Raw genomic sequence first — 25,004 nt, 5'->3', positions numbered from 1 at the left:
CCGACGAACTGTCCGGCGGCACCTTCACCCTCACCAACACTGGGAGCCGGGGTGCATTGTTCGACACCCCGATCATCAACCAACCTCAAACCGGGATCCTGGGTGTCGGTGCCGTGGTCGAACGGCTGATCCCGACGCGGCAAGACGGTGAGCTCCGCATCGACGTGCGGTCGATGGCCTACCTCTCGATCTCCTACGATCACCGCATCGTCGACGGAGCCGACGCCGCGCGATTCCTCACCGCCGTCAAACTTCGCCTCGAAAACGGATTCGCTCCAGCGGACCTCTGACAGCAATGGCTCGCTGTGGATTCACAGGACGACGCGGAACTCGGCACGGACACATCAGTCGGTCGGTGGATTCAGGTTCACGCTAACCCCGCCTGCTATCGGCACGCAGGAAGTTTGCGACCAGCTCGTTGAATTCTGCGGCTCGTTCGATCTGCGTCCAGTGCCCGCAGCGAGCGAAAATGTGCAGGTCCGCGTCCTGTAGCAGGTGCAGCATGGTCCAGGAGACCTCCGGCGGCACTACCTTGTCCTCCCTGCCGTGAATCAGCAACGAGGGCGTACGGATCGACCGTGTCTGCTCCTCGGTGATGCTCAGCTCATTACCTTTGTGCCGGGGGTCGAAGAACATCGCGCGGTAGGCGTCGAAGGTCTCCACACTCGCCGCGTAGCGGATGCGGACCAGTTCCTCCGTGATTATGGCCGGATCGACCGCAAAGTAGTCGAGCAGCAGCGCCCGCATGTTGTCGAGTGAGGGTTCGTAGGCGCGCAGTGCCTTCAGTCCGTCGGTCAGGGTCATGCCCACGCCCGGCGAGCCCATCAGGACCATGCGCGAGACCCGATCCGGATGACGGTCGGCGATGTCGAGTGAGATCCGTCCGCCCAGCGAATTGCCGACCAGCGAAACCCGGTCGAGTTCCAGCGCGTCCAGCAGGCCCAAGACATGGTCGCTCCACGTACTCAGCGAGTACACGACGTCGTCGGGACGCGACGTCTCCCCGTAGCCGACAATGTCCGGTGCAATGACCCGGAAGTGCTTGGCAAGCCCGGGAATTGTGTGCTGCCAGTTCGCGCGGCCCGAAACACCGGGACCGGACCCGTGAAGCAGTACAACGGGATCGCCGCTGCCGGCCTCGAGATAGAACGTGTCGATCGGCTCTGCGGTGAGGCCGGACACGGCCACGCGCCGGCCCTGGGCGATGTCAGTGGTTGTCATCAGAATTCCTATCTCGCCTGTTCGGCGGTCTCGCGGGTGTGGGTCCCCAAATTGCCGGAAGATTCGGCGAAGCATTTCATCGGTGTCGTCCGCGGAACTCGAGCTCAGGCCCGCAGTTCCGGGAACTGGTCGTCGCGCCACTCCTCTGCACCGGCGGTACCTGACTCCTCGCGTCCGCGCAGGTCTACGCGCCGGATCTTGCCGGAGATCGTCTTGGGCAGCTCGGCGAACTCCAGGCGGCGTAGGCGCTGGTATGGGGCGAGGTTCGCGCGGGCATGCCGGAGGATGGCGAGCGCCGTCTCGCGCGTCGGCTCGTGGCCTGGCGCGAGGCTGACATAGGCCTTGGGGACGGCCAGGCGGAGCCGGTCGGGTGCCGGCACGACCGCGGCCTCGGCGACCGCCGGATGCTCGATCAACACACTCTCGAGTTCGAACGGTGAGATCTTGTAGTCGCTGGCCTTGAACACGTCGTCGGTGCGCCCGACGTAGAAGATGTAACCGTCCGCGTCACGGCTGGCGACGTCGCCGGTGTGGTAGTAGCCACCCGCCATCGCCTCGGCGTTGCGTTCCGGATCGCCCTGGTAGCCGGTCATCAAGCTCATCGGCCGCCGTGCGAGATCGACACAGATTTCGCCCTCGCCGACGCCGTCGACCCGCGCCCCGGTCACCGGGTCGACCAGCACGATCGGCACGCCGGGCAGCGGCAGACCCATCGAGCCGGGTTTGACCGGCATCTCGGGTACATTTCCGATGGCCAGTGGTAGCTCCGTCTGGCCGAATCCGTCTCGGATCGTCAACCCCCACTGACGTCGGACCTGGTCCATCACTTCAGGATTGAGCGGTTCTCCCGCCGAGAGGAGCTCACGGAGCTCCCCGGGGCCACCGGAGAGGTCTGCTTTGATCAGCATCCGCCACACCGTCGGCGGAGCGCAGAACGTGGTCACCCCGGCCCGGCGAATCTGTGCGAGCAGCGAGGCGGGATCGAAGCGTGAGTAGTTGTAGACGAAGATCGTGGCCTCGGCGATCCACGGGGCGAAGAAGCAGCTCCAGGCGTGTTTTGCCCAGCCCGGCGAACTAATGTTCAAGTGCACGTCACCGGGTGCCGCCGCGATCCAGAACGACGTGGCGAGATGCCCGAGCGGATAGGACACTTGGGTGTGCTCGACGAGTTTCGGCCGACTGGTGGTGCCGGAAGTGAAATACAGGAGTTGCGGATCATGCGGGGCGGTGCCCGGATGTGCTGCCGGTGGCGCGTCCAGCGCGTACGCTCCCCTGAAGTTCACCCAGTCAGTGGGTACGGCAAGTTCGTCACCGACCGCGAAACGCGTGTATTCGCCCGGTATCTCGTCGAATTTGGCGGCGTCGGCGACGTTGGCGATCACGTGACGCGCACCACCGCGACCGATGCGGTCGGCGAGATCGGCGGGGCCGAGTGCGGTCGTCGTGGGCAGTATGACCGCACCCAGCTTCATGACCGCAAGCATCGCCTCCCACAGCTCGACTTGATTGTTCAGCATGAGGACGACGTGGTCCCCCTTTGCGACCCCGTTCCCGGCGAGGTGGGCGGCGACCTGGTCCGAGCGCCGTGCAAGTTCGTCGTAGGAATATTTCGCCTCGGATCCGTCTTCCTCCACGATCCACAGCGCCACCCGGGTGTTCCCTCGAGCGATTGCGTCAAACCAGTCCACGGCCCAGTTGAACCGTTCCCCGAGGTCCGGCCAGGTGAATTCGTCGACTGCCGCGCGGTAGTCGCGGCCGAGACTCAGTAACAGGTCTCGGGCAGCACGGTAGACCTCGGTCGCCCCGCGAGGGGCGGGGCGGTCGGCCGAATCGGGATTCTCGGTGACACGGGACGCGTCGTCGACGCGGGAGACGCCGGTCATGGCTTACCGTCTTTCTGGGCTCGCATCCGAAGATGTGGGAATGATAATTGTCCCCGCCGGAAGGCGAAGGGAGGCAGGGAATTTGTCAGCCATGCTGCTGCCGCCGTTCACACTGATCACGCGGCCTGTGACGAACCCGGACGCGGGGTTCAGCAGATCGGCGACGGCACCGGCGACTGGCTGGCCGGCTCGGACAGCTCACTACGAGTACACGGCAAATGCCTTGTTGGAGTTGAAAACATCGGTCACGACAAGATCCGACCACTCCCGGCGCAGGCCGAGTTCCTCGACCGCACCGAGCATGCAGAACCAGTTCAGGATCTCGTGCTGGCCTGCGTCGACGACTTCTGCGCTGGTGTAGTTGCGCATCAGCGCGAAGTCGTCTTCGAGCAGCGCCTTGTAGATGCGCATGTCGGCCTCGGTGTCCGGACGAATGTGCCACAACTTGTCCGCCAAGAATGCGTGCGACCAGCTCGAGGAGGCGACGAACGCCACCCGGAGATCGTGGTCGCGGAAATGCTGCGCGACCGCTCGACCCACTTGGAAACACCGTGCCGGTGTCGGGCCTGAGGGGTCGAGTACCTCCGACTCGATGTCGGCGAATCTCGCCAATCCGCCCTGTCGTGCGATGGCATGCTGCCCATAGCAATTGACGGTCATCGGGATGAACGGATAGGACATCTGTGCGCCGGCGTTGTCGTAGTCGAGGAACAGCTGCGTATTGAGGATGGCGTGCGGGAAATGTGCACCGGCACGCTTCTTGTACGAGTAGGCCATGTCGAATCCGCGCTCGATCAGGCCGTCGGCAAGTTGTTTCGCCCCCTTTGCGTCACCGTGCATCACGATCTCGAAGTCATCCGGTTTGCCCCAGAAGTTCGGGCTACCCCGCTCGTTCATCACCTCGAAGGCGGGTACGTCGAGATCGCCGTAGGCGAGAACACAGAACGGTGGGACCACCTCCTCGCGGAAGTTCTCGTACTGGTCGTCGCCCCACACCACGACCACGTCGGGGGCGAACTCGTCGATCGCCTGCCGGACCCGCGCCAGATCCGCGACCAGTTCCGCACGATGCGCACCGGCGGCGGCCGTGCCGCCGTCATCCGACCACTCGCGACGCATGCGGTCCGGCCAGTTGGCAGGGTCCTTCTCCTCGGCGGGGATGCCCGGGTCCGTGAGCGTCCATCGCAGGAGGCCTGCCATGTGCTCGTCGGTTCCCGCCAACAACGGGTAATGGGTGATGCCGCAGGCGAGGAACTCTCCCATGGGCCGTCCTTTCTGAGGTGACGCCTCGGGCGCCGTCACATGCGCCGGGCGGATCGCTCCCCCATCGTGTGACCCTCCGGTGCCGGACGCACAGCAAGTTCCAGTGTCCGGAACACGGAGTCAGTCGTCGAACGGAAAGAGATCTGCTCTGCCCTGGGAGAGCATCTGGGCGGTATCGCGGCTGATGCGGTGGGCGGTCAGTTTGACGGCATTGATCATCGACTCGCTTACCTGCTTCGACGTGTCGAACTGAACGGCGATCGCACCCATCGGCCTGCCCTTGATGAGGACGGGCGCGGCAATGTTGCCCAGGCCGAGGACCACGCCGTCCTTCTGGATCGCCGCCCCCGACACCCGCACGCGCTTCAATTCCTCATGGATCTGCACCGGATCCGTCACGGACCTGGGCGTCAGTCCGACGAGAGGACCCGCAAGCAGTTCGGTGAGCTCGTTCTCCGGGAGGTATGCCATCATCGCCCGGCCCATCGCGGACAGGTGTGCGGGGATTCGTGTTCCCACCTCGCCGATGGGCCGTTCGTGGTCTACGGCGAAGAGTGCCTGCAGCACGACGACCTCGTTGCCCCTGAGGACGCCGAAGTGCACCGATTCCTTCGACCACGCCTGCAACTGGGCCAGATGTGGCAACGCGACCTCGCGCATACCGTCCACCGGCATGGAGGAAACCAGCTGCAGCAGTCGGATGCCGAGGCGATACCCCGCACCGTGCTCCTCGATCACATCCAGCTCGCCCAACCGCTGCAGCAATCTGTGGACCGTCGACTTCGGTAAGCCTGTTTTGCGGCTGATCTGTGTCAGGGTCAGAACCCGATCACGTTCGTTGAACGCTCCGATGACCACGAACGCCTTCGCCAGAATGGAGGGAGGCGCGCCCTCCGCACCACCGACGTCGTGTTTGTCATCCGCCATGTGCATTATCCGGGCCTCCGCACTCTCCGCTCCACCGACCCATCGGAATCCCACTGTAACGGCGGTCACAACACGCCCGGTATTCAGGGTACGGGTTTCACCGGACGGTTCCAGCCTCTGGAACAGCCACGGCGGCGAGCGCTGTGAGGCCCCTAGCGTTCCGGAGGTCCGGCCTAACCGACGAGTGGGCACGGAGACGAATTTTCGGATGCACGCACAAGGAGGCCCTCGTGGTTCCACCCGGCACCATCGACGTGCATGCGCACCATTTCCCGCGTGACGCTCCTCCCACCGACGTCATGGCCGGGTTTCCGCGCGCACCTCGACTGGTTGTCGACTCGGCGGCGACAGGACGCCTGGTCCGCGGAACCGAGGATTTCCGCACCGTCCGGCGTGCCCTCTGGGATGTGCAGGCACGCCTGGAAGACATGGATCGTGCGGGCGTGGCGATTCAGGCAATTTCTCCCGTTCCCGTCACACTCGAATACGGAGCGCCGGCAGCACCGTTCGCCTCGTACTGCCGCTGGATCAACGAATCCGTTGCCCGCGCAGTACAAGACGGCGGCGGCAGGCTCGTCGGGGTGGGAACCGTTCCGCTCGGATCACCGCGAGAGTGCCTGTCCGAACTTCATCACCTGTCCGCCGATCTGGGATTGCGCGCCGTCGAGATCGGCACGCGAATCGATGGAATGGAATTGGACGATCCGGCATTGGAGTACTTCTTCGACGCTGCCGACAGCCTCGGACTCGCAGTGCTGGTTCATCCCGTGGACGGTGGTGGCGGCGCGGTCCGCCGTTCCGGATTCACCTACGACTTCGGACTGGGCATGACCTCGGATACCGCACTTGCCGCGACGGCTCTCGTCTTCGGCGGAGTTCTCGACCGCCATCGAGGACTCCGCGTCGCCTTGGTCCATGGCTGCGGCACTTTCCCCTGGGCGTACCCGAGACTGCGCCTCGGCGCACAGATTGCCGGTACGCACCTACCCGAGGAGTTGGACCACCTCGTATCGCGGCTCTACGCAGACACGTTGGTATTCGACCCGGCGCATCTGCCGGTACTGGTTCACCGCTTCGGTGTGGACAGGATCCTCCTCGGCAGCGACCATCCGTTCATCTCGGGCCAACCCGAAGCCGGATTGGCGGAGTTGCTCTCTGCCTCAGCTGATTTACCGCCCGGGACGGTACCGAGAATCCTCCGCGACAACGCACTCGAGTTCCTCGGACTGCCATCCGGAGAGCTCGTCACCGACCACTCGTCACCGACAAAGGAAGACCATTATGGCACTCACTGATGAAAACCTCGTCGACGTTCCCGGCATGGCCAGCCGATGGGTTCGCCTCGCGAACGGCGCCCGCGCACACTACATGACTGCCGGCACCTCGGGACCCGCAGTGGTCCTGCTCCACGGCGGCCTGCCCGGCTCCTCAGGGCTTGCGGGATGGCGTTTCCTGGCACCCTACCTCGCGGAAAACGGCTTCCGGGTGTACTGCCCCGACATGCCGGGCTTCGGTCTGTCGGACACGAGGGAGGAATACTGGCCGGACGGCATGGAAACCTTCGTCGATTTCATCGACCAGTTCGCCACCGCACTGTGCCTGGACCAGTTCCACCTCGCGGGCAACTCGATGGGTTGTATGAATACGGTCAACTACACGGTCGCCCACCCGGACAAGGTCAAGAGCTTCGTCCTCATCGCGGGAGATATCGGCGACGTGGTCCCGGAACACCTCACACCCCCGGCGGGCGAGTTCCGTCTCACGGCCTACGACGGCACCCGCGAGGGAATGCGCACGATGATGGAGGCGATCATCCATCGCGGTGAGGCGATCAGTGAAGATCTGATCGACATGCGTTACCTCTCTGCGAGGGACCGGATGGACGCGCACGCGAAGTTCTGGCCCAGTCTGTTGCAGTACCGCCGCATCACGGACTGGACGGACGAGAATCGCGCCGCCCGTCTGGTGACGAAGGGGCGTCTGGACCGGCTGACCACTCCCGGGCTCTACCTCTACGGCCGACAGGACATCCTGACGCCGGTCGAGTGGGGGTACGTCCAGGAGGATCACCTGCCCAATGTTCAGTTCTTCTACCCCGACGAGTGCGGGCACCAGGGTCAGACCGACCGTCCGGACCTGTTCAACCCGGTGTTCCTCGAGTTCTTCCGGGACGGGAAGGTCTCCGGCGACCTCGCGGACGCCGCCGGTGTCTCCGATCGCCGGCCCGAACTGCCGCTGGTCGATCGCTCCCTGGTCTCCGCCTGATTTTCCCACCGATGGCCGACTCCGGATCTCAGGATTCGGTGTCGGCCTTTCGGCGTTTCCCGCCCTCGCGAACCTAGGACGTGTTCGATGGCTCTACCGCAGACTGCTTCGACCGGCGAATCACCAAACCCCACGGCCGACACGCAGCGATCCGGTCGTCAGGACTGGACCTGGCTTGCGGTCTGCTCTGCGATGTTCGTGGTGGCGTGGGGTGGTAATCAGTTCACTCCGTTGCTGACCATGTACCGGACGGAACGCGGGTTCAGCGAACTCGCCGTGAATACCCTGCTGTTCGCGTACGTGGTCGGTTTGATTCCCTCTCTCCTGCTCTCGCATCGGCTCGCGGAGCGCTGCGGCATCCGGGGTCCCCTCGTCCTGGCCGTGCCATTGAGCGCACTGGGTTCGATTCTGGTCGCAGTCGGGTCGCACGACCCCGCGCTGATGTTCGCCGGACGAATGTCGACCGGCGTGGCGCTGGGTATCGGGATGGTGGTCGGTGGGCTGTCGCTCGACTCGCTGTCGACAGAGCCTGGCCGCGCTCCGCGAGCGTCGGCGATGAGCCTGACGAGTGGCTTCGCGATGGGTGCGGCCGCGTCGGGCGCCCTCGCCCAGTGGGCTCCCGCCCCGACCGTCGCGCCGTTCGTCCTGCACACGGCGCTCTGCGTCGTCGGCGCGGTGCTGATCGCAAGGTCCGCGCCGGGTCCAGCACGCACCCTGTCGCCACCGTCGGAGAGGATTCGAACGCCACTCCCCGTCGAATTCCACCTCCTCGTGATTCCTGCAGCCCCATGGATCTTCGGAGCACTGGGTATCGCGTACGCAATCCTCCCGTCCATCGTGGCTACGCAACTGGACGGCTTTTCCTCCGCATTCTCGGGGCTGCTGTGTCTGCTCAGCTTGGGACTGGGTTTCCTCGCGCAACGTTTCGTGGGGACCACGACTCGGCGATCGGGTTCGGCGCGGGTGATCGGCGTGGTGCTCGTCGTAGCGGGCACACTCGCGGCCGCCTGGGCAGCAGCTACCGAGTCGGTCTGGGTGGTGGTCGCCGCCGCATCCGTGCTGGGTATCGGCTACGGGCTGACGTTGGTCGGATGCTTGCGCGATTGCGAGCGATTGGCCCCGGCCGGCCGGTTGGGAACCATGACCGGCCGGGTCTACTGCCTCGGCTACCTGGGATTCGGACTGCCGACCGCGATCGCCTGGCTCCACGGTTCGTTCGCCATCGGCACGACGGCAACGTTGTTGTGTGTCGCCGCAGCGGCCCTTGCAACCAACTCGGCAGGAGCGGCCCTTCTGTCCATCACACGGCGGAGGCAGAACTAGCCTCCGACCTCGCGACGGGTGTTCCAGCGGCCGGAACCGCGCACACCCGGAAGGCGGCGGAAGATTACGTTCACCATTATGTCCATCCTGATCGTCGGCGCCTCTGTTGCAGGCACTCGAACAGCAATCGCTCTGCGACAGCGCGGTTTTACCGGGCCCATCACGCTCGTGGAGAGCGAGGAGCACTGGCCCTACGACAAACCGCCGCTGTCCAAGGACCTCCTGGCCGAGGGCCACACTCCGGACGTCCCGCGACTCCTGACACCCGAACTCGCGGCCGAACTCGACCTCGATGTCCGCCTGGGCGTGCACGTCACCGCTCTCGATGCGGCACGGCAGGTCGTGGTCACTCACACCGGCGAGGAAATCTCCTACGAGCGGTTGGTGATCGCGACCGGCGCCCGGGCCCGGACCCTGCCGGTGCCCTCGGGTCTGACCGGCGTGCACACGCTCCGAACGCTCGACGATTCGACCGCGCTGCGCGATGCACTCGCCGGCAAACCACGCGTAGCTGTGGTGGGTGCGGGTTTCATCGGTGCCGAATTCGCCTCCGCGGCGCGACTCCGCGGTCTCGACGTCACCGTCATCGAGGCGCTGGCCGTCCCGATGAGTCCGATCCTCGGTGACGACGTCGGACGCGAGGTCTCTTCGGTTCACGCGCTCAACGGCACCGAACTCGTCACCGAAGCACGTGTCGAGCGATTCCTCGGTAGCGCGCGCGTCGAAGGTGTTGCGCTCGCCGACGGAAGAGCGGTGCCCGCCGACCTCGTTGTCGTCGGGGTCGGTGCAACACCGAACACGCACTGGCTCGAGGGCAGCGGATTGCCCGTCGACCACGACGGCGTGCACTGCACCGAGCGCTACGAGATCCCCGGTTTCCCGTCGATCTTCGCCATCGGCGACCTCGCCGTTCGCCCGCATCCGCTGCTCGGCGTCCGGGCTCGGATCGAGCACTGGACCAGCGCGGGCGAGCAGGCCGATGCGGTTGCCTCGATTTTGACCGGCGCCGAACCGCCTGCACCGCAGCTTCCCTACGTGTGGTCGGACCAGTACGGCTCCCGCATCCAGATCGTCGGGAGGCCCTCGCTCGGCGAACTCGCTCATCGAGAGGGTTCGATGGCGGAGGGGCATTTCCGCGCCGTCTACGTCGACACCGACGACAACCCGATAGCCCAGGTCAGCGTCAACAACGCGAAAGCTGTCGCTGCGTTTCGCAAGATCTACCGGCGCGGTGGGAGTCTCACGGACCTCGTCGGCGAACAGACACCCGCCCGATAAGGAAGGCAACCATGCGTCACATTCAGCATTTCAAGGGTGGTCCGGACAAGATACTTCACATCGAGTCCGAGGGCTGCAAGATCAACGTGATCATCGGGACCCACGACCTGAGCAACGAGGTCTTCACGACCGTGGAAATCCTGCCTGCCGAGCCGGACGACGACGGCCGGAACTGGATGACGATCGGCCCGACTGCCGTGCTGGTGGTGCCCGCCACCGGTTCCGACCCCGACAGCTGGCTCTTCCGGGACCTGGCGACGTCCAAACCCGACGTCGCAGACCATCGCTAACTCACGCCGCCGCAGCCGCACTCATCAGAACGGATCACTCCATGACTGCAGAGCAATTCATCATCGACGACCGCGAGAGCAACCTCTTTCGGGTCAACCGTGAAGCTTTCACCTCCGAGGAGGTGTTGGACCGCGAGCGGAAGGAGATCTTCGGCAAGACGTGGCTCTATGTGGGACACGAGTCCGAGATCCCCGGCAAGAACGATTTCCAGACGCGCGACGTCGGCGGGCGTCCGGTGATCTTCAACCGCGACCGCCACGGTGACGTGCGGGTGCTGCTCAATACCTGTCTGCATCGCGGGTCCTCCGTCTGCAGGCACTCCTCGGGCAACGCCAAGATCTTCACGTGCTTCTATCACGGCTGGGCGTATCGGAACTCGGGCGAGTTGGTCAATGTTCCCGGCAACGAGGACTACAAGACCGAGCCGGCGACCGTGTACAAGGGTCTGCAGTCCCCGGCGCAGGTCGACTCCTATCGCGGGCTCTACTTCGTCAACTTCGACGCCGACGCGCCCGACCTGCTGACGTACCTCGGCGACGCCCGCTACTTCATCGACCTCGCGGCCGATCAGTCTCCCGAAGGCATCGCGATTCTGGAGGGCACCCACAAGTACTCACTGAAGGCGAACTGGAAGCTCCTCGTCGAGAACAGCATCGACGGATATCACGCGAAGTCCGTGCATCACACGTACTTCGAGATGATGATGGAACTGGGTGCCACGCCTCCGATGCTGGGCCAGGACACCGTCAACGGGGTCGGTCCCGCCGGCATGGGCACAGAGTTCCCCAACGGCCACGCCACCTTGATGTACCCGGCCAACGGCCTTCCCCTGGCCACAGACGGTGTCAAACGAACTCTCGCCGACTTGCGATCACAGGCCGAACAGAACTTCGGCGAAAACTACGCCAACGCCGCGTTCGGTCTTGCCCGGAATTCGGTGTTCTTTCCCAGCATGATCCTGATCGACCTCAGCTTCGGGTTGACGTTACGCACCTTCTACCCGGTGAGTCCCTCCGAAACCCTCGTCACCGGCTGGCAGATCATCCCCAAGGGTGTCGACGAAGAATTCGTCAAATACCGCATCAATAATGCACTCACCTTCTGGGGCCCGGCAGGACTGGCAACCCCCGACGACGTCGAGGCGCTCGAACAGGCTCAGAAGGGGTTCGGGGCACGCAACGAGATCGCCTGGTCCGACGTGTCCAAAGGTATGGGCAAGCCGGTACCGGCCGCCAACGACGAACTTCAAATGCGGTCGTGGTGGCGAGAATGGAACAGGCGCATCACCGGAGAACAACTCCCCACCGAGGGCACGCCTTTCGTTCCTTTCGACAAGCAAGGTGTCGACGCCTGACCTCGCTCGTTCACACCGAATAATCCACAATCCAGTCATCACAGAAGGACATCGGTATGACTTCCGTGTCAGCGACACCGTCCATCACCACTCGAAGCGCAGTAGAGGATTTCCTCTTCCACGAGGCCGCCCTGATCGATCGATGGCGGCTCGAGGAGTGGCTCGACCTGTTCACCCTGGACTGCACGTACGAGGTGCCGGCCACCGACCGGCCGGACGCCGATCCAGCTCTCACCTGGTCGCTCATCCATGACGGCCGCACGATGCTCGAGCAGCGCGTGATTCGCCTCAAGAAGCCGGAAGCACACGCCGAGTTTCCGCACTCACAGACCAGTCGGATCGTCGGTAACGTGCGCATTCTGAGCGAGTCCGACGAAAGCATCTCCGTCACCGCCAATTTCATCATCAACCGCGCCAAGGCCGGAAAGTTCGACACGTACGTGGGCCGCTACGACTACGACTTGGTACCGCAAGGTTCCTCCTTCCTGATCCGCCGCAAACGAGCTGTCCTGGCCCACGACATGCTCGATCCTCAAGGCAAGATCAGTTTCATCATCTGAACTGTCACCCGCACCGAATTCACGCATCACGAGAGGGCCGATCATGGCACCAGAAATATCAACCGCAGCACTGATCTTCGCGTGCAACGAGGACGATCTGGCTGACGGTGAAACCCTTCGGCTGGAGGCGGATGGCGGGATCGCCGTCTATCGCGTCGACGGCGAGTTCTACGCCACCTCCGATTCCTGCAGTCACGAGAAGTGGTCGCTGGGTGAAGAGGGCGAACTCGAGGGCCACGAGGTGCTCTGCACACTCCACATGGCCCGGTTCGACGTCCGCACCGGAGCACCCCTGTGCTTTCCCGCTGTGCTGGCGTTGAAGAAGTACCGCACGGTGGTGACCGGCGGCCGGGTGTACGTAGCACCGAACGAAGACTGAACACGATCGCGTCGAGCACCAGCGGAAGGTAGTACCACCACATGAACAGGTTCAAAGGCCGGACTGCGGTTGTCACCGGAGCCGGCAGCGGCATCGGCCGGGCCATCGCCGTCCGACTCGCAGACGAAGGAGCCGACCTCGTCCTCGGGGACCTCAGCGCGGACGCGGTCGAGGCGGTGGCAGAACATCTTCGGCCCGGTAGTGCGGCATCGGTGACCACCGTTGTCGGAGACCTGTCGCAACGCGAAGATGCCGCCGAACTCGTCCGGCGGACGGTCACCGAACGCGGCGCAATCGACGTCCTCGTGAACTGCGCGGGCGGTGGTGTCATTCTTCCCACGTTCGATCACACCGAGGAAACACTGCGGGCCACCGTCGACCGCAACCTGTGGACGACCCTGTACACCACCCTCGAAGCACTTCCCCACATGGTGGACGCCGGCTACGGCCGGATCGTCCACATCGGTGCAGAATCCGTGCGCAACGGTCTGTACCGGCACGCGATCTACAACGCTGCCAAGGGAGGAGTCCACGCCTTCGGGACCGGGCTCGCCCGCGAGTTCGCAGATTCCGGCATCACCGTCAACACTGTCGCCCCCGCCTGGGTCGAGACACCGGAGGCGGCGGCGAAGTTGGCGGCCGCAACCCCCGAAGTCAAGGAGGACATGGCGGTATTCGGGGCCCAGATGCGCAACCTCATTCCGATGAACCGCCCCGGAACTGTCGAGGAAGTCGCAGCCGCAGTCGCCTTCGTCGCTTCGGAGGAGGCGTCCTACGTCACCGGTCAGGTGATCAGCGTGAACGGTGGCAGCTCGATGCTGTAAGTTGCTGCGGATGCGTTATCGGCAGTCGTCGATGGCGGGCTCGCCGGCGAATCGTGCTGCGAGGAAGTCGATCGCACCCTGTGCACCGGAGATCAACGTGGTGTTGTGGCTCCCGCCCGGAGGTCGAACCACCTGAACGGTGCTGCCGGCAGCGCAGGCCCGGCGGACGTACTCGTCGGGGACCGCGACGGGTACCAGTTCGTCCCCGCTCGCGTGATAGCTGTAGATCGGTGCCCTCGTCCCGACTGCCGTGGGGCTGTTCTCGGCGAGGGCCTCCCGCAACGAAGGAACGTCGAAGGGCCGCGGGTCGACGGTGTAGTCGTGCAGCGACCGGAATGCGTGGTTCGCAATGAGTTCGACGGTGCAATCCGCACTACTCGCCTGCATGGCCGCCCGGCCTTCCGCGGTGAACAGCTCGCTCAGCCGATCCTCGGGATAGGCACGGTCGATTCCGATCAGGCCCCCGAAGGTGAGTCCGAACCCGTACCCGCCGTCGACGTTCCGCATGGCCGCTTCGAGGTCGGCGGGCAACCCGCCCAGAGCTATTCCGTCCATTCGCAGTTCAGGGGCATGTGCGGACTGAAGCTGAGCGGCCCACGCCGTGGCGAACGCACCGCCGGAATATCCCCACAATCCCGTGGGCGCGTCGGCGTCGAGTCCCGCCGGCGCGAAGTGCTTCGCGGCGCGGATGCCGTCGAGAACCGCATATCCCGACTGCGGACCGGCGAGGAATTCGGACTGCGGACCCTCGTAGTCGGCGGTGACGACCGCCCACCCGCGGGACAGCAGATACGCGATCATCACCGACTCGGTCGCGGCGTTCGAGGTCGCGGCGCCGAGCCCGGCGGTGAGAGCGTAGGACGGTGCGCACCGGGAGCCGAGGCTGTCCTCCGCGGTCTGATACGAGACGAGTGGACGGAGACCATTGCCTGTCCACGGAGTTCGCGGGACCAGAATCGTGGCCACGTCTGCGACCGGAGCCCGCTGGGAGTCGACGGACTTGTAGAGCACCTGCCAGGAATCGACCGGGAGCGGCACGCTCAACGCCGTCGCTGCCACCGGCCGTGACCGGAGGATCGTCCCCGCCGGCGCCGCCTCGTAGCCGGCCGGAGCTTGGTAGAACGCATCCTCGGCAGGAAGGGGAAGGTCGGCTGACGCCGTACCGGCTCCAACTACCAGGCTCGCACTCGCCGCTGTCACCACCGCAGCCAGAATCAACGACCATAGCCTCGCCCGCACAGGATGCTCCTCTCGTGTGGCAACCCATACGACCGGTATTCTGCCACTAAATACGGTCGAAGTGTAGATATTGTCCAACCAAAGCGGGATCGAGTCGACCGCACTGCAGGCCCGCACGCGCAAGCGCCACTCACCCCCTCCGAAGCGGGATCAAAACACCTCATCCGGGTGACGTACCAACCTCCACGATGCATGAGACTCGAGTCACAGCACTCGAGGACGTGGGCGCAATGCCCGGGCGTCTCGGCGCTGTTCAGCCCACACGAGAGAGAAGGTAGACCATGACGACGGTCGAATCCGCTGACACCGCAACAATTCCCGACGAAATAGCCCGGCAGATCGTTCTTCCCGAGGGACACAGCGACGACGCGAAGCTATACGAGGCCTACCGGTGGCTGCGCGAGAATCAGCCTCTCGCGCAGGCGCGAGTAGAGGGATACGACGCACTCTGGCTCGTCAGTAAGCACTCGGATCTGATGGAGATCGAACGGCAGCCGGAGATTTTCAGCGCAGGCGGCGGCGACAACAAGGGCTCGCACAACCCCATTCTCAGCAACCAGGCCGGGGACGAGTTCACCAAGAAACTCACCGGCGGAAGTCTTCGCATCCTGGACGCGTTGCCCTACCTCGACCCCCCGGAGCACACCACGATCAAGGACGTCGCCTTCGACTGGTTCCGGCCGGCCAACCTCAAGAAGTGGGAAGACCGCATCCGTGAGACCGCAAGGGAATCCGTTGCGCGCCTCGTCGCCGGAAGCCAAGATCTGGATGCCGTCCACGAGTTCGCGGTGTTCTTCCCCCTGCACGTCATCATGTCGCTTTTCGGCGTTCCCGTGGAAGACGAACCGCGCATGATGGCCCTGACCCAGGACCTCTTCGGTGTCGCTGACCCCGATGCGGCGCGCGAGGACGTCGAGGCACTGTCACCCGACGCTGCAGCACAGCAATGGGCCGCAGCGATTTCAGACTTCTACGCCTACTTCGATGTTCTCGTCGAAAGCAGGCGCGCTGAGCCGCGTGACGACCTGGCGACTCTCATCGCCGGCGCGAAGGACGCGAACGGTGAATACTTCGCGAAGACATTTGCGTACGGGTGGTTCGTCGCCATCGCCACCGCGGGGCACGACACCACGGCGAGTACGCTCGCGGGTTGCCTGCAGCAATTGGCCGCCCGCCCGGACATTCTCGATCGAGTGCGCGGCGATCTCAGCCTGGTTCCTCACCTGGTGAACGAGGCATTGCGCATCGTGTCTCCGGTCAAACAGTTCACCCGCGTCGCCCTTACCGACTACGAACTGCGTGGACGCACCATCAAGGCGGGCGACCGGCTGATGCTGCTGTTCCAGTCCGGCAACCGCGATGCCGAGGTCTTCGACAACCCCGACATCTTCGACATCGACCGCCGCCCGAACAAGCAGATCGCTTTCGGATACGGACCGCACATGTGCATCGGGCAGCATCTCGCGAAGCTCGAGATGAAGGTCATGCTCGAAGAGTTGCTCCCCAAGCTCCGACGTGTCGAGGTGACCGGTGCACCGAAGATGATCCAGACGAATTTCGTCGGCGGACTTCGACGCCTTCCCGTCCACCTCACTTTCGCCTGACCCGGTGATGCGCCGAGTCCGGAATGACGCTCGGCGCATCGCCTTCGAGCAAGAAAGCACTACGAAACCATGCCGAAAGTTACCTACCATCTGCCGGACGGCACGACCCGGCAGATCGACGTCGACCCCGGCGAAACGATCATGAATGCATCGCTTCGCAACAACCTCCCCGGCATCGTCGCCGAATGCGGCGGCAGTTGCGCCTGCGCAACCTGTCACGTCCATCTTCCGCAGGAGCACGCTCACCACTTCGCCGAGCCGACCGACGAGGAGGCGGATCTGATCGCCTATCTCGACGCAGCGGACGATGATTCCCGACTGTCCTGCCAGCTCGTCATCGGCAACAGCGACGACGAGATCCACGTCCGCGTCGCAGACAGCAGGTGAGGTTGTGTCGACGCTGCCGCGCGGGGATACCGCGATGAATGTCCGGCACTCCTTCTATCTCGTCGCCGGGACGGCGGCTCTGCTCCTGACCTGGCCGTTCGCGTTCGACTGGATGGGCGACGGGGGAAATATTCTCAACCCGGTCGAGTTCTTCGGTGACGGTATCGAGCCGGGCGGCACCGCGGCGTTCCTGAGCGTCGACATGTTGATCGCGTGGGTGGTCTTCATCGTATGGGTGCTCACGGATACTGTCCGAATCGGTATGGGGCGGAAGTGGGGCGTGGTCTTCGTGCTGCTGTCCTATATCGGCGTGTCCATGGCCTTCCCGTTCTATCTCGTGGTCCGCGAGCGATTCCTCGCGCAAGGCGATGTCAACCGACGGGAGACGGCGGCACCGGGCAGTCCGACGTCTGGTGCCGTACAAAGCTAGCTGACGAACCGAGGTCCCTACGTTGAGCAGTCGACGTAGGGACCTCGCACGTTGGTCTGCTCTACGACACCACCCTTCGCGCCTTCATCCCGTCGAATACCGGCGCGACTCGAACCACGTCACCCGTCGTAGGGGCGTGCACCATTTGACCGTTTCCGACGTAGATCGCGACGTGCCCGGGACCTGCGGGCCCCCAGTTCCCGAACAGCAGATCCCCTGGTCTGGCGTCTGCGATGGGAACCTCCACACCGACATTCCATTGCGTCTCGGAGGTCCGGGGCAGTGCCAGACCCGACGTCGCCGCATAGACGGCGTAGGACGTCAGCCCTGAGCAGTCGAACCCGCCCGCCGAGGGGCCGTTCACGTTCCCGCCGCCCCAGACGTACGGCAGACCGAGATAGCGGACAGCGGCTTCGACGATCTTGCCGCCGATTCCGTCAACCCCGCCCCCGAAGACTCCGAGAAGGGAGGCGTATCGCTGTTCGGATGCGCGGATCTTCGCGACATAGGGCTTTGTCTGATTCTCGTAATCCGGCGCACCCGAGGGCATACCGTGATTGAGTCGAACCGCGCCGGCGCCCGCGTTGTATGCGGCGATCGTGAGGTCGAGCGTGTCTCCGACCACCTCGCCCTGGGATTTCCATTGCTCGATCTGGCCGTACATGTCGCACAGCAGGTGCCCGGAGGCCATCACCGAGTCCGCGACGTCGAGGATGTCGGCCTTCCCGTCACCGTCGGCATCCTTGCCGTACCGCGCCCACGTGGCCGGCATGAACTGGCCGGGACCGCGCGCCCCGGATGGGGACGTCGGAGCGGTTGCGCCGTAGCGAAATCCGTTCTCCGCGGCGTACAGCGCAGCGAGAACGGGCGCCTTGACGCCATCGCAGATGGCGCCTGCCTTCTGGAACCACGGAACGAATACTGCGATGGAACCGATCGTCGACGACGCTGCGGCGGGATACTCGAGCACCGATGGCAACAGCCGCGGCGACGCGCCATCCGTCTCTCCCTGCATGAGTGCATCATCCGTCGTCTGCGACGACCACGGAACCGTGAAATGCGGCTCCGTCGCAACGGGGCCGGCGGACTGTGGATTCGCGGTGCCCTCAGGCCGGGGATCCCGGGGCGGCAACGGGTCCTGCGGGGATACCGGCGGGGGCACGGGCGGAAGATACGGCGCTATCACACCCTGGACGGCACCGGCGACATCGTCGACGATTCGACGAGCCGGGTCCCGGGTTTCCCGAGGCAGTCCCGCGATGGATTCGTCGATCTGCGCGCCCAGTGCGGGTGCGGCGTCCACGATCGATTGAACCTGTTGCGTTGCAATGCCTTGTGCGGGTTCCGGGAGATCGGCGGTATGCACGATGCCACCGAGTGCCGCGGCTACTCCGACGATGATCGCCGAAGGATCAACAGACATTCGTTTCCTCCTGATTGTGAGCCAGATCCATGTGACCCCAAGATGTGACTCGAGTCTCCCCCGTCCGCCTTCCCTGCCGCGTCGCACCAGAGGGTGGTTCCGATACTTCATCGGAGCTACGAACCACCCGGCAGCGAACAGGCCTCGCGCCTTCACCTCCCCCCACCGGGGGGGAGAAGGGGGAGATTGGAGCGAACTTGGCCTTCACCCCTGTCTTCCTGCCTTGTGACCTACCTAACATCACCCGTACGGAAGTGATGCCCCACAGCGGGCAAAGGCTCAAACACCCTGAATCTAGGAGCAATCGTGCAGATCAGCGCCGCCGTAGTCCACGAAGTCGCCGGCGACTTCGCCATCGAGACCGTGTCCTTGAGCGAACCCGCGGAATACGAAGTTCTCGTCGCGATCGCCGGCGTCGGTCTCTGCCACACCGACCTGGCCGTCAAGGAGGGACATCTCCCGTTCCCGCTCCCGGGTGTCTTCGGCCACGAAGGCAGCGGCACGGTCGTGAAGGTCGGATCCGGGGTCACCAAGGTCGCTGAAGGCGACAAGGTCGCGATCAGCTTCAACAGTTGCGGCCAGTGCGCCCACTGCGAGAAGGGTGAGCCTGCCTACTGCCATAACTTCATGGCCTACAACTTCGGCGGCGTGCGTCCGGACGGTAGTTCGGCGATTGCCGACGGTGACACTCAGCTCGGCAGCAACTTCTTCGGGCAGTCCTCGCTTGCGACGCACGCGATCGCCCACGAACGCAATGTCGTCAAGGTTGCGAACGATGCCCCGCTCGAACTCGTGGGCCCGCTCGGCTGTGGAATCCAGACCGGCGCCGGCGCGGTGCTGAACTCACTCGACGTCGAGCCGGGTTCGTCCTTGGTCGTCGTCGGAGCAGGCTCGGTCGGCCTGGCAGCCGTCCTTGCCGCTGTGGTACGCGAGGTCGGTGTGATCATCGTCGTCGAACCGCACGAGTCGCGCCGCGAACTCGCTCTCACACTGGGTGCGACACATGTCGTCGACCCAGCTAACGGCGCTCTTTCCGAGCAGATCCGGGCAATTGTGCCCGACGGCGTCGACTATGCCCTCGACACGACGGCCCTCCGCCCCGTGCTGGACCAGATCCTTCAGTCACTGGGTGTCCGAGGGTCCCTCGGCCTCATCGGCGTGCCCGCCGACCCGGCCGCCACACTCGAGATCGGAATGATGTCGACGCAACTGTTCGGTCTCACGATCCGCGGGATCGTCGAGGGGGATTCCGACCCCGATACGTTCATTCCGCACCTCCTCGACCTGCACCGTCAGGGCAAGTTCCCGTTCGACAAGTTGATCACGACGATGCCGTTCTCGCAGATCAATGAGGCTGTGGCCGTGCAGCATCGGGGTGAGGCGGTGAAGGTCGTCCTCGTGCACGAATGATGACCGACTCCGCTTACGTATCGGGTGCTCCGGAAGCAGCGAGAAAGGCTGTTCGATGTCAGTAGATCTGAAAACCCGCCCGCCGAGGGCGAGCGCTGTCAGGAAGGCCGTCCAGGTCGCGCCGACAGCTGTCGGTGCGTTCTACGCGACGTCGATGGAAACGTTCCGGTGCATGTTCAAGCGCCCCTTTCACGCTCGCGAGTTCGTTCAGCAGGCGTGGTTCATCGCCGGTGTCTCGATCATGCCGGCGCTGCTCATGGCGATTCCCTTCTGCATGATGTTCGTTTACCAGATCAACATCCTGCTGGCCGAGATCGGCGCTGTCGACCTCAGCGGTGCGGGCGCAGGTGTGGCAATCATCCGTGAAATCGGACCGGTGGTCACGGTTCTCGTCGTTGCAGGCGCCGGGTCTACCGCTATCTGCGCCGACCTGGGTTCCCGGACGATTCGCGAAGAGATCGACGCGATGAAGGTGCTGGGGATCGATCCGATTCAACGTCTGTGTGTGCCGAGGGTGCTGGCGTCGACACTGATCGGAATGTTTCTGAACGGTCTCGTCTCCGCCGTCGGCCTGGTGGGCGGATACGTCGCGACGGTGTACATGCAGGGTGCGTCGCCCGGCCAGTACGTCACGGCGATCTCGATCCTCACCAAACTGCCCGACTTCCTCGTCAGCGAGGTGAAAGCGGCGGTGTTCGGCATGCTCGCGGGGCTCGTCGCCTGCCATCTGGGACTCAACGCGAAGGGCGGACCCAAGGGCGTCGGAGACGCAGTGAACCAGACCGTCGTGTTCAGCTTTCTGCTTCTTTTCCTCGCCAACTCGGTTATCACGACTCTCGCGCTGCACTGACAGCGCTCCACCTCTAGCCGCGAAGACGGCTGTCAACGGGAGAATTCTGTGTCGAAAGCTACTCGGACCACCGGCGCGAGACCCAGGGTTGCAACGATCGCGCTGCGCGCGGTCGATGCACCGATCGGCCACATGGAGGAGATGGGCCGACAGCTCCACTTCTACAGTCACGCCATCACCGCGATTCCGCGCACCTTCCGGCGGTACCGGAAGGAAACGCTCCGGCTGCTGGCCGAGGTCAGCATGGGCACCGGCGCCCTCGCGGTGATCGGAGGAACGCTCGTCGTCATCTCACTGCTCACCACCGCGGTCGGCTATGAGGTCGGCCAGCAGGGTGCGACCTCGATGGGCCGCATCGGAATCGGCGCGCTGTCCGGCTTCATCTCGGCATTCTTCAATACGCGCGAGGCGATCCCCGTCATCGCCGGCATCGCGCTGACGGCGACGGTCGGCGCGGGATTCACGGCGCAACTCGGTGCGATGCGCGTGAGCGAGGAAATCGATGCCATGGAGACGATGTCGATTCCATCGCTGCCCTACCTGGTGACGACTCGCGTCACCGCCGGGGTCATCGCGGTGATTCCGCTGTACGCCGTGGCGTTGTTCGTCGGATACGTCGCCACCCAGCTGGTCACCGAGTACCTCGGAGAGGCGAGCGGAACATACCAGCACTATTTCAACGTCTTCCTCGTCCCGAGTGACGTCGCGTGGTCGATGGTGAAGGTCGTCGCGATGTCCGTGGTGGTGATGTGCGTGCACTGCTACCACGGCTACAACGCGAAGGGTGGGCCGGCAGGAGTCGGCGTCGCGGTCGGGCGTGCCGTGCGCACCTCCTTGATCGCGATCATGGTGATCGACCTTCTCGTCGGAATTGCCGTCTACGGTGGCTCCGCCGGTGCCGTGAAAGTGTCGGGCTGACATGGGTGGCCATATCGAAGAGCGGAGCCGCCTGGTCTATGTGCTCCTGGGTGTGTGCCTGGTGACGCTGATCGCGATCGCGACTGCCGTATCCGTCGGCACCTACCGCGGATCGTTCCACTCGTCCGTTCCGGTCACGCTGTACTCGGCGCGGTCGGGCCTGATGCTCGAACCCGGATCCGACGTCAAGATGCGAGATGTCGTCGTCGGCAGGGTGTCGCAGGTACGGATGGTGGACAACCAGGCCGAGATCACCATGGACATCGACGAGAGCCGGACTTCCGCGATACCCGAGAACATCACGGCCGTGATCGATCCGACCACGTTGTTCGGTCGCAAGTTCGTCACGCTCGTGCAACCGGAGCACCCCACGACGACCACCGTTTCGGCGGGATCCGTGGTTCAGGGCACCGCCGTGGCCACCGAGGTGAACGACCTCCTCGATTCGCTGGTGACGGTGCTGCGGACGGTGGAGCCGCAGAAGGTCAACGCGACGTTGAGTGCGCTGTCCACCTCGCTGCAGGGACGCGGGGACGAACTCGGTGACATGATGGTCGAACTCGACACCTACCTGTCCGAGTTCAACGGCAGCCTTCCCACGTTGCAGCGCGACCTGGTCAAGGGTGCGGAGGTCTCCGGCATCCTCGCCGATGCCGCTCCCGATCTGCTACGGACCGTCGACCACGTCAGCACCACCGGTGACACGGTGACCGAGCGGGAACAGCAGTTGAGCGCCTTCCTGCTCAGTTTCAGCGGCTTCGGCAACAGCGGGCGGAGCTTCTTCGAAGCCTCCGGTGTCCCGTTGGAAAAGTCGTTGGACGCGTTGGAACCGACGACGGCACTGCTTGCGCAGCAAGCCCCGATGTATCCGTGCTTCCTGGCGAGCCTGGATCAGACCAACAGGTACCTCGAGCGCACCGTCGGTGGTAGTGATCAGGCGGGCCTGAACATTCTCGGCACTCTGCTGATGGGTGATCCGCCGTACACGTACCCGGAGAATGCGCCGAAGAACGGTGCGGACGGCGAACCGCAGTGCTACGACCCTGCGCAGCCTCCCGGACATACCGATTTCAACGACGGCAGCAAGGCCTACCAGCCGGCGCACGGCGTCGAGGATCTGATCGGCAATCCGTTCGCGCAGTTCATGTTCGGAGGTGTTCGCTGATGACGAAGGCACCTGGCATCAAGTTGCTGATCTTCGTGCTGGTCACCTCGTTGACGGGGTTCGGTGTGGCGACGGTGGTGGGAAACATGCGCTTCGGTAGCACCCACACCTATCAAGCCGTGTTTTCGAATGCGTCCGGGCTGGGCAACGGCGAAGACGTCAAAGTCGGCGGTGTGCCGATGGGCAAGGTGCAGGGGGTGGAGCTGGCCTCGGACGGCACGGCGGTGGTGTCGTTCTCGCTCTCCACCGAACGTCCGCTGACGGCGGGGACCACGGCCCGGATCAAGTACAAGAACCTGATCGGTGACCGCTACGTCGAGCTGTCGAACGGGCCCGGAGCCATCGGAGCGCTCGACGGCCCGATCCCGCTCGAGCAGACCACGCCTGCGCTCGACCTCGACCAGGTCGTCAACGGCTTCCGACCTCTCCTGCAGGGTCTCGACCCGGATCAGACCAATCAACTGTCCGCCTCGCTGATCGAGGTACTGAACGGCCAGGAAGCGAGCATCGGGCGTCTGGTGACTCAAATCGGGACCTTGAGCAACACACTGGCGGACCGCGATCAGGCGATCGGTCAGGTGGTGAGCAATTTCGATGCGGTCGTCGGGACGGTAAACAATCGCGGTGACCAGTTCTCCGCGCTGATCGACCAATTGCAGCGGCTGGTCGCGGGACTCGACGGTGACCGTGATCTGATCACCAACTCCTTGGTGAACATCGACCGTGTCACCGACAGTCTCTCCAGTGTGCTCGACCAGAACCGGCCGGCGATCGCGCAGGACGTCGTCGCGCTGGGTGATCTCGCGAGCAACCTCAACGCGAATACCGACACGCTGAACATGGTGCTGTCCACGCTGCCCGAGAACTATCGACTCATCGGCCGCGTCGCGGGCTACGGCAGCTTCGTGAACTTCTTCGTCTGTGGTCTCGCCATCAAGTACGCGTCCGGCCCGGGTCCCGGCGGCGTCACACCGATGTTCAAGGCTCCCGCAGAAAGGTGCCAGTAATGGCTCAGAAGTCCTTCCTCGAGCGGGACTCGTTCCGCATGGGCTTGATCGGAACAGCCGTGTTGATCGGGATTCTGTTCCTCGCGCTCAACTTCAAGTCCATCCCCGGCATCAGCGGGGCAACCACGTACCATGCCGAGTTCGCCGACGCCAGCGGCCTCGCCGTGGGTGACACCACCCAGATCGCGGGCGTGAAGGTCGGTGAAGTGAAGAAGCTTTCGATCGGCGATGGACGCGTCGACGTGGAGTTCGATGTGGACAGCGGCGCGGTCGCGCTCGGTGAGGACACGACGGCCGCGATCAAGGTCGAAACCGCTCTCGGCCGGCGGTACGTGGAGATCACACCCGGACGTCACGGCGAGCTCGGTGACGACGCGACCATCCCCCTTGCCCAGACCAGCTCTGGATACGACATCACCCGCGCGCTCGAGGAAGTCACCGACAAGGTGTCGGAGACCGACACCGTCAACCTGTCCGGAGCGCTCGAGCAGGTCTCGTCGGTCGAGGACGAGCTTCCGCCGGATCTGCGGTCCTCCCTCGACGGTTTGTCCCGCCTGTCCGAGACGGTATCGAGCCGGGACGAGGAACTGCGTCGGTTGCTCGCCGGTGCGGCCGACGTGTCCAAGATCCTCGCGGATCGGGACGGCCAGGTCTCCGCGCTGTTCGGCCAGGGCCAGTCGCTCTTCGCCGCCCTGAACAACCGGGCGGACACCATCCATCGCGTCCTCGTGCAGTCCCGTCAGGTGGCCGATGCGCTCACCGGACTGTCCCGCGACAACTCGGCAACACTCGGACCCACTCTCGAACAATTGAAGACTCTGGTGGCCACATTGAACAGCAACTACGACAACATCAACGCCTCGCTGACCGGCCTCGAACGGTTCGCGACGCAGGTCGGCGAGGCGGTGGGCAGCGGACCGTTCTTCGGAGTGCTGCTCCACAACATCGTCCCGGCCAATCTCTCCGGGCAGCTTCCCGGAAGTTTCGGGGGGCCGCGCTGATG

25 protein-coding genes are annotated in these 25,004 nt (G+C 64.3%); 19 read left to right on the top strand and 6 right to left on the bottom strand.

Annotation, left to right across the window (positions count from 1 at the left end):
- The coding region (locus CA951_RS32700; RefSeq protein WP_179220394.1) for a 2-oxo acid dehydrogenase subunit E2 at window positions 1-290 on the top strand (290 nt) is incomplete at its 5' end.
- A gap of 82 nt (window positions 291-372) precedes the next feature.
- Here CA951_RS32700 and CA951_RS32695 read toward each other — a convergent pair.
- The 4 genes from CA951_RS32695 to CA951_RS32680 form a co-directional block, all read right to left on the bottom strand.
- Window positions 373-1,221 (bottom strand): alpha/beta fold hydrolase, encoded by an 849-nt coding sequence (locus CA951_RS32695; protein ID WP_087560819.1) that lies wholly within the window; start codon window positions 1,219-1,221, stop codon window positions 373-375.
- Window positions 1,222-1,325: 104 nt separating this feature from the next.
- Window positions 1,326-3,104 carry an AMP-binding protein gene (locus tag CA951_RS32690; RefSeq protein ID WP_087560818.1) on the bottom strand — a complete coding sequence of 593 codons (1,779 nt, stop codon included), beginning with the start codon at window positions 3,102-3,104 and terminating at the stop codon, window positions 1,326-1,328.
- Window positions 3,105-3,305: 201 nt separating this feature from the next.
- Window positions 3,306-4,367 carry an extradiol ring-cleavage dioxygenase gene (locus tag CA951_RS32685; RefSeq protein WP_087560817.1) on the bottom strand — a complete coding sequence of 354 codons (1,062 nt, stop codon included), beginning with the start codon at window positions 4,365-4,367 and terminating at the stop codon, window positions 3,306-3,308.
- Window positions 4,368-4,487: 120 nt separating this feature from the next.
- Window positions 4,488-5,294: an IclR family transcriptional regulator gene (locus CA951_RS32680; protein ID WP_236581436.1), complete on the bottom strand. Its 807-nt coding sequence runs from the start codon at window positions 5,292-5,294 to the stop codon at window positions 4,488-4,490.
- Window positions 5,295-5,524: 230 nt separating this feature from the next.
- Between CA951_RS32680 and CA951_RS32675 the strand changes: the two genes are divergently transcribed.
- From CA951_RS32675 to CA951_RS32635, 9 genes are all read left to right on the top strand, one after another.
- Entirely contained in the window at window positions 5,525-6,589 is a 1,065-nt protein-coding gene (locus CA951_RS32675; protein ID WP_087560816.1) for an amidohydrolase family protein, read from the top strand.
- Entirely contained in the window at window positions 6,576-7,559 is a 984-nt protein-coding gene (locus tag CA951_RS32670; RefSeq protein ID WP_087560815.1) for an alpha/beta fold hydrolase, read from the top strand. Before CA951_RS32675 ends, CA951_RS32670 begins: the two co-directional genes overlap by 14 nt.
- A gap of 87 nt (window positions 7,560-7,646) precedes the next feature.
- A complete protein-coding gene (locus CA951_RS32665; RefSeq protein WP_087560814.1) occupies window positions 7,647-8,882 on the top strand; it encodes an MFS transporter in 1,236 nt (411 codons plus the stop codon).
- A 78-nt stretch (window positions 8,883-8,960) separates the two neighbouring features.
- Window positions 8,961-10,160: an NAD(P)/FAD-dependent oxidoreductase gene (locus CA951_RS32660; protein WP_087560813.1), complete on the top strand. Its 1,200-nt coding sequence runs from the start codon at window positions 8,961-8,963 to the stop codon at window positions 10,158-10,160.
- Between the two features lie 11 nt (window positions 10,161-10,171).
- Complete coding sequence (locus tag CA951_RS32655; protein ID WP_087560812.1) at window positions 10,172-10,450, top strand: hypothetical protein; 279 nt, start codon at window positions 10,172-10,174, stop codon at window positions 10,448-10,450.
- Window positions 10,451-10,491: 41 nt separating this feature from the next.
- Window positions 10,492-11,805: a Rieske 2Fe-2S domain-containing protein gene (locus CA951_RS32650; protein WP_087560811.1), complete on the top strand. Its 1,314-nt coding sequence runs from the start codon at window positions 10,492-10,494 to the stop codon at window positions 11,803-11,805.
- A 56-nt stretch (window positions 11,806-11,861) separates the two neighbouring features.
- Window positions 11,862-12,365: an aromatic-ring-hydroxylating dioxygenase subunit beta gene (locus CA951_RS32645; protein WP_087560810.1), complete on the top strand. Its 504-nt coding sequence runs from the start codon at window positions 11,862-11,864 to the stop codon at window positions 12,363-12,365.
- A 43-nt stretch (window positions 12,366-12,408) separates the two neighbouring features.
- Window positions 12,409-12,744 (top strand): non-heme iron oxygenase ferredoxin subunit, encoded by a 336-nt coding sequence (locus CA951_RS32640; RefSeq protein WP_087560809.1) that lies wholly within the window; start codon window positions 12,409-12,411, stop codon window positions 12,742-12,744.
- A gap of 41 nt (window positions 12,745-12,785) precedes the next feature.
- Window positions 12,786-13,568, top strand: a complete 783-nt coding sequence (locus tag CA951_RS32635; protein WP_087560808.1) for an SDR family NAD(P)-dependent oxidoreductase — start codon at window positions 12,786-12,788, stop codon at window positions 13,566-13,568.
- Window positions 13,569-13,583: 15 nt separating this feature from the next.
- Here CA951_RS32635 and CA951_RS32630 read toward each other — a convergent pair whose 3' ends face one another.
- Window positions 13,584-14,807: a lipase family protein gene (locus CA951_RS32630; protein WP_087560807.1), complete on the bottom strand. Its 1,224-nt coding sequence runs from the start codon at window positions 14,805-14,807 to the stop codon at window positions 13,584-13,586.
- A gap of 281 nt (window positions 14,808-15,088) precedes the next feature.
- Here CA951_RS32630 and CA951_RS32625 point away from each other — a divergent pair, with 281 nt between their 5' ends.
- The 3 genes from CA951_RS32625 to CA951_RS32615 all read left to right on the top strand — a co-directional run bounded on the left by CA951_RS32625 (window position 15,089) and on the right by CA951_RS32615 (window position 17,228).
- Entirely contained in the window at window positions 15,089-16,411 is a 1,323-nt protein-coding gene (locus CA951_RS32625) for a cytochrome P450 (protein WP_087560806.1), read from the top strand.
- A gap of 69 nt (window positions 16,412-16,480) precedes the next feature.
- Entirely contained in the window at window positions 16,481-16,798 is a 318-nt protein-coding gene (locus CA951_RS32620) for a 2Fe-2S iron-sulfur cluster-binding protein (RefSeq protein WP_087560805.1), read from the top strand.
- 4 nt (window positions 16,799-16,802) lie between these two features.
- Window positions 16,803-17,228, top strand: a complete 426-nt coding sequence (locus CA951_RS32615) for a DUF2834 domain-containing protein (RefSeq protein ID WP_256974187.1) — start codon at window positions 16,803-16,805, stop codon at window positions 17,226-17,228.
- A 61-nt stretch (window positions 17,229-17,289) separates the two neighbouring features.
- Here the strand turns inward: CA951_RS32615 and CA951_RS32610 are convergent, their stop codons facing one another.
- The gene (locus CA951_RS32610; RefSeq protein WP_087560804.1) at window positions 17,290-18,651 is read right to left on the bottom strand and encodes a bifunctional lytic transglycosylase/C40 family peptidase; all 1,362 of its coding nucleotides are present in this window, start codon (window positions 18,649-18,651) and stop codon (window positions 17,290-17,292) included.
- Window positions 18,652-18,957: 306 nt separating this feature from the next.
- Between CA951_RS32610 and CA951_RS32605 the strand changes: the two genes are divergently transcribed.
- From CA951_RS32605 to CA951_RS32580, 6 genes are all read left to right on the top strand, one after another.
- Window positions 18,958-20,061, top strand: a complete 1,104-nt coding sequence (locus CA951_RS32605; protein ID WP_087560803.1) for an NAD(P)-dependent alcohol dehydrogenase — start codon at window positions 18,958-18,960, stop codon at window positions 20,059-20,061.
- Window positions 20,062-20,116: 55 nt separating this feature from the next.
- On the top strand, window positions 20,117-20,911 hold the full coding sequence (locus tag CA951_RS32600) for an ABC transporter permease (protein ID WP_087560802.1): 795 nt from the start codon (window positions 20,117-20,119) through the stop codon (window positions 20,909-20,911).
- Window positions 20,912-21,043: 132 nt separating this feature from the next.
- Window positions 21,044-21,829: an ABC transporter permease gene (locus CA951_RS32595; RefSeq protein ID WP_236581460.1), complete on the top strand. Its 786-nt coding sequence runs from the start codon at window positions 21,044-21,046 to the stop codon at window positions 21,827-21,829.
- Between the two features lies 1 nt (window position 21,830).
- On the top strand, window positions 21,831-22,994 hold the full coding sequence (locus tag CA951_RS32590; protein ID WP_087560800.1) for an MCE family protein: 1,164 nt from the start codon (window positions 21,831-21,833) through the stop codon (window positions 22,992-22,994).
- Window positions 22,994-24,001, top strand: a complete 1,008-nt coding sequence (locus CA951_RS32585) for an MCE family protein (protein ID WP_087560799.1) — start codon at window positions 22,994-22,996, stop codon at window positions 23,999-24,001. Before CA951_RS32590 ends, CA951_RS32585 begins: the two co-directional genes overlap by 1 nt.
- A complete protein-coding gene (locus CA951_RS32580; protein WP_087560798.1) occupies window positions 24,001-25,002 on the top strand; it encodes an MCE family protein in 1,002 nt (333 codons plus the stop codon). Before CA951_RS32585 ends, CA951_RS32580 begins: the two co-directional genes overlap by 1 nt.
- Window positions 25,003-25,004: the final 2 nt, after the last annotated feature.

The organism is Rhodococcus sp. NCIMB 12038 (assembly GCF_002165735.1).
Lineage (GTDB): Bacteria > Actinomycetota > Actinomycetes > Mycobacteriales > Mycobacteriaceae > Rhodococcus_F.
Note: the sequence above shows the minus strand (reverse complement) of the source record. Positions and strands in the feature narration are given on the sequence as shown.